Annotated in this window: 7 protein-coding genes; 2 read left to right on the top strand and 5 right to left on the bottom strand. The window is 73.0% G+C overall.

Annotation, left to right across the window (positions count from 1 at the left end):
- Window positions 1-259: 259 nt before the first annotated feature.
- The 4 genes from ACWF94_RS24535 to ACWF94_RS24520 form a co-directional block, all read right to left on the bottom strand.
- Window positions 260-1120, bottom strand: coding sequence for an Fpg/Nei family DNA glycosylase (locus ACWF94_RS24535; RefSeq protein ID WP_453492333.1), 861 nt, complete (start codon window positions 1118-1120; stop codon window positions 260-262).
- A 306-nt stretch (window positions 1121-1426) separates the two neighbouring features.
- Window positions 1427-2767, bottom strand: coding sequence for a wax ester/triacylglycerol synthase family O-acyltransferase (locus ACWF94_RS24530; protein ID WP_453492330.1), 1341 nt, complete (start codon window positions 2765-2767; stop codon window positions 1427-1429).
- A 204-nt stretch (window positions 2768-2971) separates the two neighbouring features.
- A complete protein-coding gene (locus ACWF94_RS24525; RefSeq protein ID WP_453492327.1) occupies window positions 2972-5050 on the bottom strand; it encodes a SpoIIE family protein phosphatase in 2079 nt (692 codons plus the stop codon).
- Between the two features lie 52 nt (window positions 5051-5102).
- Window positions 5103-6218, bottom strand: coding sequence for a DUF6777 domain-containing protein (locus ACWF94_RS24520; protein ID WP_453492324.1), 1116 nt, complete (start codon window positions 6216-6218; stop codon window positions 5103-5105).
- Window positions 6219-6462: 244 nt separating this feature from the next.
- Between ACWF94_RS24520 and ACWF94_RS24515 the strand changes: the two genes are divergently transcribed.
- Both ACWF94_RS24515 and ACWF94_RS24510 read left to right on the top strand, forming a co-directional pair.
- Window positions 6463-7101: a DUF1990 family protein gene (locus ACWF94_RS24515; RefSeq protein WP_453492322.1), complete on the top strand. Its 639-nt coding sequence runs from the start codon at window positions 6463-6465 to the stop codon at window positions 7099-7101.
- Window positions 7085-8491: a lipase maturation factor family protein gene (locus ACWF94_RS24510; RefSeq protein ID WP_453492319.1), complete on the top strand. Its 1407-nt coding sequence runs from the start codon at window positions 7085-7087 to the stop codon at window positions 8489-8491. Before ACWF94_RS24515 ends, ACWF94_RS24510 begins: the two co-directional genes overlap by 17 nt.
- Before the next feature lie 154 nt (window positions 8492-8645).
- On the opposite strand, the gene ACWF94_RS24505 is transcribed toward ACWF94_RS24510, so the two are convergent.
- Window positions 8646-8819 (bottom strand): hypothetical protein, encoded by a 174-nt coding sequence (locus ACWF94_RS24505; protein ID WP_453492316.1) that lies wholly within the window; start codon window positions 8817-8819, stop codon window positions 8646-8648.
- Window positions 8820-9028: the final 209 nt, after the last annotated feature.

Raw genomic sequence — 9028 nt, 5'->3', positions numbered from 1 at the left:
GAGCGAGCGGATCGGCCGCTGGGAGGTGCGTTCCTTCGACGGCACCCCGCTGGTCACGATCGGGGGCTGAGTGGGAGCGGCCGGTCCGGTGGGCGGCCGGGGCGCGGCCGGTCCGGTGGGCGGTCGAGCGCGTGCCCAGCGGGCGGCCGGGAATCAGCGGCCCCGGACGAGCCGGGACCGCCCGGGGAAGCACGGCCCGGAAGCACGGCCGGCCCGGGGAAGCGCGGTCGCCCCGGGGAGCGCGGCCGGCCCGGCCCGGTCATTTCAGCAGCCGGGAGAGCCGGCGGTCGGCGAGTGGCTTGCCGCCGGTCTGGCAGGTGGGGCAGTACTGGAGGGAGGAGTCGCTGAACGACACCTCGCGGATGGTGTCCCCGCAGACCGGGCACGGCTGACCGGTACGGCCGTGGACGCGCAGTCCGCTCTTCTTCTCGGCCTTGAGCCGCCCGGCCGCCACACCGCGCGAACGCTCGACGGCTTCGCCGAGCGTGGTGCGCAGGGCTTCGTAGAGCCCGCTGATCTCGTCGTCGCCGAGGTTGTGCACGGGTTTGAAGGGGGACATCCTCGCGGCGTGCAGGATCTCGTCGCTGTAGGCGTTGCCGATGCCGGCGATGAGGCCCTGGTCGCGGAGCGCACCCTTGATCTGCCGTCGCTCCCCCGCGAGCAGCGCGGCGAAGGCGTCCCGGTCGAAGCCGTCGGCCAGGGGGTCGGGGCCGAGCCGGGCGACCCCGGGGACATCGGCCGGGTCGTGCACGAGATGGACGGCGAGGCGTTTGGCGGTGCCCGCCTCGGTGAGGTCGAAGCCGCTGCCCGACGCGAGGACGGCCCGCAGGGCGAGCGGCCCCCTGCCGGGCCGGGGCGGAGCGGCCGGGAGTTCGTCCTGCCAGCGGAGCCAGCCCGCGCGGGCGAGATGGATGACCAGATGGAGACCGCCGGCGCCGATGTCCAGCCACTTGCCGTGCCGGTCCACGGCGGTGACCTCGGCGCCCTCGACGGCGGTGAGCGGAGGGTCGTACGTCTTGAGGACGCTGATCGCCAGCGGCAGCACGCGGGTGATCCGCTGTCCCACCAGATGGCTGTCGAGAAACTCTCTCAGCGATTCGACTTCGGGCAGTTCCGGCATGCATCCCAGGGTGCCGCAGGGGCGCGGAGACCGCAGGTCAGCCCGGAGCGACGGCCGTGGTGGGGCGTGCCACGACTCCATGGCGCCCCGGCCCAGGTCGTTTCTGGTGGTCCCCCTACGCGCGGGGGCGTGGGAGGTACCCCCAGGCTGGGTCAGTGAGCGGGGTCTGGTCGGGGTCTCCCCGGGCCCGCTTGGGGCCAGGTGGGGCACCTCCCACGCCGGAGGTCCCCCCCCACCGGGCCGACCGGGCCCAGGGGGAGCGCGGCACCACCGCACGCGAGCCCAGCAGGATCCATCAGACGCGGCCTACAGCACCAGGTCGAGCAGCAGGGCCGTCTCCTCCCCCAGGCCCCGGGCCAGCCGGTCGAGATCGGGGACGGCCTTGCCGTCAGCGACCAGGCCGACATGGACCTGACCGCCGTAGATGGTCAGCGCGACCGCCAGGGACTGGCCGCGCGCGAGCGGCGCCATCGGGTAGATCGCGTGGAGGGGGCAGCCGCCGAGCGACAGGGCCGAGCGGGGCAGCGGGACGCTGGTCACCAGGATGTCGAAGAGCATCCGGGCGGCTCCCCCGGCCAGGGGGGCGCCGAACCGGTGGGCCAGGGGCGGCAGTTGGTCGGCGAGTACGGCGAGCGCGCCGGCCCCTCGATGGGGTCCCGCCGCCCTGTTGCGGTCCATCGCCCGGCGGACGGCGTCGAGCCGCGCGCGGGGGTCGTCCTCGGCGACGGGCAGTTCGAGGAGGTACGCGGAGAGCTTGTTGCCGGAGCCGGGCGGGCTGCCGGGTCGGCGGCGGGAGACGGGAACGAGCGCGCGGGGTCCGGTGGCGGGCAGCCGTTCGCCGCGCTCCACCGCCCAGCGCCGCAGGGCGCCCGCGACGATCGCGAGCAGGACGTCGTTCGCCGTGCCGCCGACCGCCTTGCGGACCCGGCTCACATCCTCCAGGTCGAGTACGGCGGTGCCCAGCCGGCGGGTGCCGCTGGGGCCGGCCGCGAGGGCGGGCAGTCCCCGGGGGTCGAGCCGGCTGGCCCGTACGACGGAGGCGCCGACCCCCACCGCCCGGCCGAGGCCGTCGATACGGTCGCGGGCGAAGCCGAGGAGTCCGCGCGGGTCGGCGAAGCCGCGGCGCGCGGGAACGGGCCCGCTCCGCCGTACCCCGGCCCGCCGGGCGCCCGCGATCTCGTCGAAGATGCCCGCGCCGATCGCGACGGCCCGCATGCCGTCCGCGAGGGCGTGGTGGAGTTTGACCAGGACGGCGAAGGCGCCGCCCGGCTCCGAGGTGAGGAGAAACATCTCCCAGGGCGGACGCCCCCGTTCGAGTGGCCGTTCCATGAGTTCACCGGCGATCCCGGTGGTCAGGGCGGTGAAGTCGCCCGGTGGGAGGCGGACATGGTGGACATGGCGCCGTACGTCGAAGTCCGTGTCGACGGCCCAGGCCGCGCCGCCGACGGGCAGCAGGACGTCCCGTACATGCATCCGCAGCCTGCGGATCGCGGCGGTGCGGGTGGCGAGCAGTTCGAGCAGGCCCTCGCTGTCCTGACCGGTCTCCGCGGGGTCGAAGAAGGCGAGGGCACCGAGGTGCATGGGGTGCCCGGTGGACTCCAGGTGCCAGAACGCCAGATCCAGGGGGGCGAGAAGCTCGCTGCTCACGGTGTCCTCATGTCCTTGAAGGCTCTTGAAGGTCTTGCAGGTCTTGCAGGTCTTTGATGACCTTGAATATCCATGAATATCCACGAAACATCCTCGAAAGACCCCCCGAAGGATGGTCTCGGAAGGCCGGAGAATGCGCAGTCAATCGCCTTCGGTCGGTTACGGTCAAGCACGATCGATTAACGCACAGTTAATATCGTGTCGTCAGGGCTCGCTCGTTCTGTCCGGCACCAGGAACTCGCACCACACGCACTTGCCGGTGCCCCGCGACTCCACACCCCAGGCGTCCGCCAGCCGGTCGACCAGCAGCAGCCCCCGCCCGGAGACGCCCGACTCGCCCGCGTCCCGCCGTCTGGGCAGGGCACTGGAGGAGTCCTCGACCTCCACCCGCAGCCGCCGTTCCGGGCCCGCCAGCACCCGGGTCGTCAGGGTCGCGCCGTCGTCCGTGTGCAGCAGGGCGTTGGTGATCAGCTCGTCGGCGGCGAGTTCGATCTCGTCGGCGCGCTCTCCCGCGCCCCAGGCCCGTACGGCCGAACGGACCATACGGCGGGCCGAGCGCAGCTCCTCCGGCTCGTTCTGGGCCACCCGCTGCCGGAGCCGGCCGCCCGGCTGCTCGGTGACCTGGCCCCGGCGCCGCAGCAGCAGGAGCGCCACGTCGTCGTCGCCACCCCGCTCGTCCACCACCTCGCACAGATGGTCGGCGAGGAGCTGGATGTCGCGCGGGCCGCCGCGTACCAGCGCGGTCAGCAGCTGCATTCCGTCGTCGAGGTCGGATCCGGGCTGTTCGACCAGCCCGTCGGTGTAGAGGAGGAGGGTCTGCCCCGGGTCCAGTTCCTGGGTGGTGACGGGATACTCCAGCCGGCCGAACTCCGCCGAGAGACCCAGCGGCAGTCCGCCGTCGACCGGCACTCTGCGGCAGCTGCCGTCGGTGTCCCGCAGCAGCGGATCGACATGGCCGGCGCGCACCATCCGCACCACCCCGGTCGTCAGGTCGGCCTCGGCGTAGAGACAGGTCGCGAAGCGGTCGGTGTCCAGTTCGTGCAGGAAGACCGAGGCACGGGCCATCACGGTGGCCGGGGTGTGCCCCTCGGCGGCATACGCCCGCAGCACGATCCGCAGCTGTCCCATCACGGCCGCCGCGTCGGTGTCGTGCCCCTGGACGTCCCCGATGACGGCGCCGACCCGGCCGCCGGGCAGCGGGATGATGTCGTACCAGTCGCCGCCGATGTCTCGGCCCATGCGCGCCGAGCGGTAGCGCACCGCGAGCTGCGCCCCGGGCACCCGGGGGATCCGGCGCGGCAGCATCGCCTGCTGGAGCCCCTCGGCGAGATCGTGCTCCTGGTCGTAGAGCACGGCCCGCTGGACGCTCTGCGCGATGCTGCTGCCGAGGGCGACCAGCACGTCGCGCTCCTCGGCGCTGAAGCCGTCGCGGTCCCGGTAGAGCAGCCCGAGCGCGCCGAGCGGGCGGGCCTGGGCGATCAGCGGCAGATAGGCGGCTGACTCCACGCCGAGGCTCTTGATGTACGGCCAGAGCGCCGGATACGACGTGGCGAACTCCTCCCGGGACTCGATGAAGCGGGGGGCCAGCGTCCGCACCACCTCGTTCAGCGGGAACTGGTTGTCCTCCAGCCGTGAGTAGAGGTTCCCCGGCACCACTCCCTCCGGCCCCTCCGCGACCAGGTGGATCCTGCCGCCCGGTTCCAGCAGCCCCAGCACCAGACGGGCCGCGCCGAAGTGCTCAAGCCCCTGGGCGTCGCGCAGGACGTCGATGACGTCCCGCACGGTCCGGGCGTGGGCGAGTGCGGCGGTCGTGGACTCCACGACGCTGGTCCGCCGACGGCGCGCGGCGTCCGCCTCCATCCGGGGCGTGGCGTCGGCCAGCTCGTCGGTGGCGTCGCGGACGATCCCGATGATGCGCCGAGGGCGGCCGGTGGCGTCACGGCGTACGTACCCCTGGGTATGGGTCCAGCGCAGGCTGCCGTCGCCGCGCCGGATACGGAAGTACGCGCCGTACCGCTCGTCGCCGTTCTTCAGCGCCTGGGACACCAGGCAGTCCAGCCGGGCCGCCTCCTCGGGCGGTATCCGGGCCGCGAGACTCTCCCGGCGGCCGTCGTAACCGCCGGGCGGCAGGTCCAGCACTCTCAGCGCGGGCGGGTCGAGATGCAACCGTCCGCTGACCAGGTCCCAGTCGAAGCTGCCCATACGGTTGAGCGTGAGGCTTACGTCCGGGCCCGCCGGCCAGTCGTCGGGAAGCGACAGGGCCCCCGCTACCCGATCAACCATGGGGCCACTCTGTCATCATTTGTCGGATTCTTCGACTGTCGGGCGGGCCCGCTCAGCCCGCGAAGGTGTCCGGCTCGGTCGCCTCTTCCTCCGGAGGCAGCACCAGCTCGGGGTCGGACGGGACGATGTCCTCGTCGGACGGCGTGTCCGGGTCGGTGGGTGCGTCCGGGTCCGCGGGCAGGGGTGCGGACTCGCCCGGCGGGTCCACCGGGGGCAGGGAGCCGGGGTCGGACGGCACCTCGGGCGGGCAGCCGCCCGGGGCCGTGGCGGCATCCGGCTCCCCGGTCCCGGGCGGCGTGGCGCAATCAGTGGCAGTGGGGTCGGCGGGGTCCGGCACAGCGGTATCGCCCGGATCGGGCGCGGGCGGATAGGTGTAGATGTCGTCCGGAGTGACGGGTGGGATCACCTCGGGCCGTCTGTCCTGCTCGCCGTCGCTGCCGGTCCGCCGGTCGATCCAGGTGCTGTTGCCGACATTGACGATGAGCAGACTGTCCATGACCTGGGGGGTGGGCTTGACGACGACGACCCGGCCGGCCTGGTAGCCGCCCCAGGGCCTGCCCTGGTGGATCACGCCGCCCTTGGCCGCGACGGGGGGCTTGAGGGGGTTGCCGCAGGCGCAGCGCACCCGGGGTGCGCCGTGCCGGTCGACCAGGACGGCGGTCCCCGCCTGGAGCACGGCCTGATAGGCGTCGGCCGACCGGTTTCGGTAGGCGTGGTTGGTGACCCGGGTGTCGGCACGCAGGACGACGGGCGTCAGCTCGCGCAGAAACCCGGGGAGGTCCGCCCGGGAGATCCCGGCGCCGCGCGCGAACGCGTCCGCGCGGGCGGTGTCCCGGCGCAGCAGGGCGAGCTGTGCCCCCATGTCGCAGCTGCCGATGTCCCGGGTGCCGCCATACAGGCCGGGGGTGGCGCCCGAGAGGGTGCGCAGGGTGTGCCCCCGGGTGGGGGTACGGCTGGTCATGTCCTGGGCCGCGGCCTCGCCGGGCGGGGGCGCGGAGACGGCGCGGGCGCTCGACGCGGTGTACGGGTCGGGCCCCCGGGCGGCGGCCGGCTGGAGGACGACCTCCTCGTCCGGGTCGGCCACCGCGACGCTGTCCCCGCCGCATCCGGCGAGCAGCGGACCGAGGGTCAGTGTGACGGACAGCGCGGCGGCGGCCGGCCACCGCACACGGATCGAACCGCGGACCGAACCGCGGCTCGAGCCGCGGATCGACCGAAGGACCGGCCCACGGATCGACCGACGGACCGGTCGGCGGCGCATGGAACGCACGGACATCTCCCACCTCTTCGCCCTGATGTGTTCCTCAAGTTCTGCCGGAGTCCTGACCCGTCCGCCACTTGAACGCGTTCAGCGGGCTGCGTAGGCTCGACGGATGGGGAGTTGAACGCGTTCAGATCCAGAGGTGGGTGGGATGTCCGTACTGGTCAACCTGATCGTGTGGCTCGGGCGCCGCACCACCGGCCGGGCCCGGGAGCGCCGGACGGCCGACGCTTCGTCGGCGGGGCGCGCGTCCATTCGGCGCACGCTCGGTTACCCGGGGGTGGGCGCCACCCGGCTCGGACCCATGCCCGACGGTTATCGCCATCTCCACCACACCGTCCGGATCGGCCGGGGCCGCGAGGTCTTCGCGGCGGCGGGCACGGCCGTCCTCACCTGGCGGATGCACCGCGCCTCGGGCTTCCGGCTGCGCGCCACGGCACCGCGCGCCGAGCCGGGAGTGCGCGTCGAGGTCTCGGCCGGCGCGGGGCCGCTGCGGATCAGCGCGCCGTGCGAAGTCGTGTGGCAGGCGGCCGAGCGCCATCGCACGGGGTTCGCGTACGGCACGCTCCCCGGTCACCCGGAGTGCGGCGAGGAGTCCTTCGTCGTGGACATCCGGGACGACGGCTCGGTGTGGTTCACCGTCATGGCCTTCAGCCGGCCGGCCCGCTGGTACACCCGGCTCGCGGGGCCGCTGGTGCCGGTCCTCCAGCGCCGGTACGCCCGGCGGCTCGGCCGGACGGTGCGCCGGCTCGCCGCGCACGATACTGGAGGTGATGGACTGGTTCGGTGACGGTGACTACTGGCTGAGCCGGCTGGTGTTCCAGCGGGCGCTGGCCGCCGTGTACGTGGTCGCGTTTCTCACCGCCGCGCTCCAGTTCCGGGCCCTGATCGGCGAGCGGGGCATGCTGCCTGCACCCGCCCAGCTGCGCCGGACCTCCTTCCGCCAGGCCCCGGGGCTCTTCCGGCTGCGCTACTCCGACCGGCTGTTCGCTCTCTCGGCCTGGACGGGGGCCGCCCTGGCGGCGGCGCTGGTCGCGGGCGCGGCGGACCGGGTGCCGCTAGCCCTGGCGATGGCGTGGTGGGCGGTGCTGTGGGTGCTCTATCTGTCGATCGTCGGCGTAGGGCAGACCTGGTACGGATTCGGCTGGGAGTCGCTGCTGCTGGAGGTGGGCTTCCTCGCCGTCTTCCTCGGCAACGAGCGTACGGCCCCGCCCGTCCTGGTCCTCTTTCTGCTGCGCTGGGTGCTGTTCCGGGTGGAGTTCGGCGCGGGGCTGATCAAAATCCGGGGGGACCGCTGTTGGCGCGATCTGACCTGTCTGTACTACCACCACGAGACCCAGCCGATGCCGGGCCCGCTGAGCTGGTTCTTCCACCGGCTGCCCCGGCAGGTCCACCGGATCGAGGTGGCGGCCAACCATGTGGCCCAACTACTGCTTCCCGTGCTGCTGTTCACCCCGCAGCCGATCGCGAGCGCCGCCGCCGGGGCGATCGCGCTCACCCAGCTGTGGCTGGTGCTCTCAGGAAACTTCTCCTGGCTGAACTGGCTGACCATCGCCCTCGCCCTGTCCGCCGTGGACGGCTCGCTGGTCGCCCGCCCGCCCGCGCTGCCCGCCACCCCCCTCTGGTACGAGGCCGTCGTCCTCGCGGTCACGGCGCTGGTGGTGTTCCTGAGCCGCCGCCCGCTGCTCAATCTGTTCTCCCGGCACCAGGCGATGAACCGGTCCTATGACCCGTTCCACCTGGTCAACACGTACGGCGCGTTCGGCACGGTGGGGCGGGTGCGCCAGGAGCTGGTGGTGGAGGGCACGGACGAGACGGTGCTCCACCCGGGCACGGTGTGGCGGGAGTACGGCTTCAAGGGCAAGCCCACGGACGTGCGGCGGGTGCCGCGCCAGTTCGCCCCGTACCATCTGCGGCTCGACTGGATGATGTGGTTCGCCGCGCTCTCCCCCGCCTACGCCCGCTCCTGGTTCGGGCCGTTCGTGGAGCGGCTGCTGGCGAACGACCGGGACACCCTGCGGCTGCTGCGGCACAACCCGTTCCCCGGGGCCCCGCCCGCGTATGTCAGGGCCCGGCTCTACCACTACCGCTTCACCACCTGGCGGGAGCTGCGGACCACCGGGGCCTGGTGGCACCGTACGTACGTCCGGGAGTATCTGCGGCCGACGAGGCTGGGCTGAGCGGGGGGCCGGGCACCGCGCGCCGGGTGAGCCGGCCCCTGGTGAGCGGGGCCGCCGCCATGACCCGGTGAACTGGGGCGATCTCCGCACCGGAGTGTGCCGCACAGGGGTGTGCCCCCCGCCGATGGCAGGGGGCACGATGGCGCAGGTCCGCTCAGTCGACGCCGGGAAGAATGTGCGGCTCGGCGAGGTCTTCCTCGTATCCCGCCAGCCGGATCGGAGCCGATCGGGCCCAGACCTCCAGGCTGCCCAGCTCGTCGGGCCGTGCGACCCGCTCGCTGTTGCGTTCCGGCGGTCTCTTCTCGTGCTTCTTCACATCAGATGTCACCGCGCACTCCTCTGTGTCGCGTAACTGGGACAAGGGCGGTTCGGTCGCGGTGGCGCCGGCACTCGGGCGGGACCGCAGCCTGGTTGCAGACGTGTCCCTGGACGGCCAAGGGGTTTTCATGGACCCCTTGGTGGCATCCGTGCCCACCAGACTAACCAAATGAGCAGAACGCCGCTCGATGGGGCCGATCATTCCACTCAATTCAGGCC

The organism is Streptomyces sp. NPDC055078, assembly GCF_053607985.1.
The sequence above is the reverse complement of the archived record's forward strand: the minus strand, read 5'-3'. Positions and strand labels throughout refer to the sequence as shown.

Excerpts from the sequence above, each read along its gene's own strand:
- ACWF94_RS24535 (WP_453492333.1), bottom strand. The coding sequence starts at position 1,120 with ATGCCGGAACTGCCCGAAGTCGAATCGCTGAGAGAGTTTCTCGACAGC.
- ACWF94_RS24525 (WP_453492327.1), bottom strand. The coding sequence starts at position 5,050 with ATGGTTGATCGGGTAGCGGGGGCCCTGTCGCTTCCCGACGACTGGCCG.
- ACWF94_RS24515 (WP_453492322.1), top strand. The coding sequence starts at position 6,463 with ATGTCCGTACTGGTCAACCTGATCGTGTGGCTCGGGCGCCGCACCACC.
- ACWF94_RS24510 (WP_453492319.1), top strand. The coding sequence starts at position 7,085 with ATGGACTGGTTCGGTGACGGTGACTACTGGCTGAGCCGGCTGGTGTTC.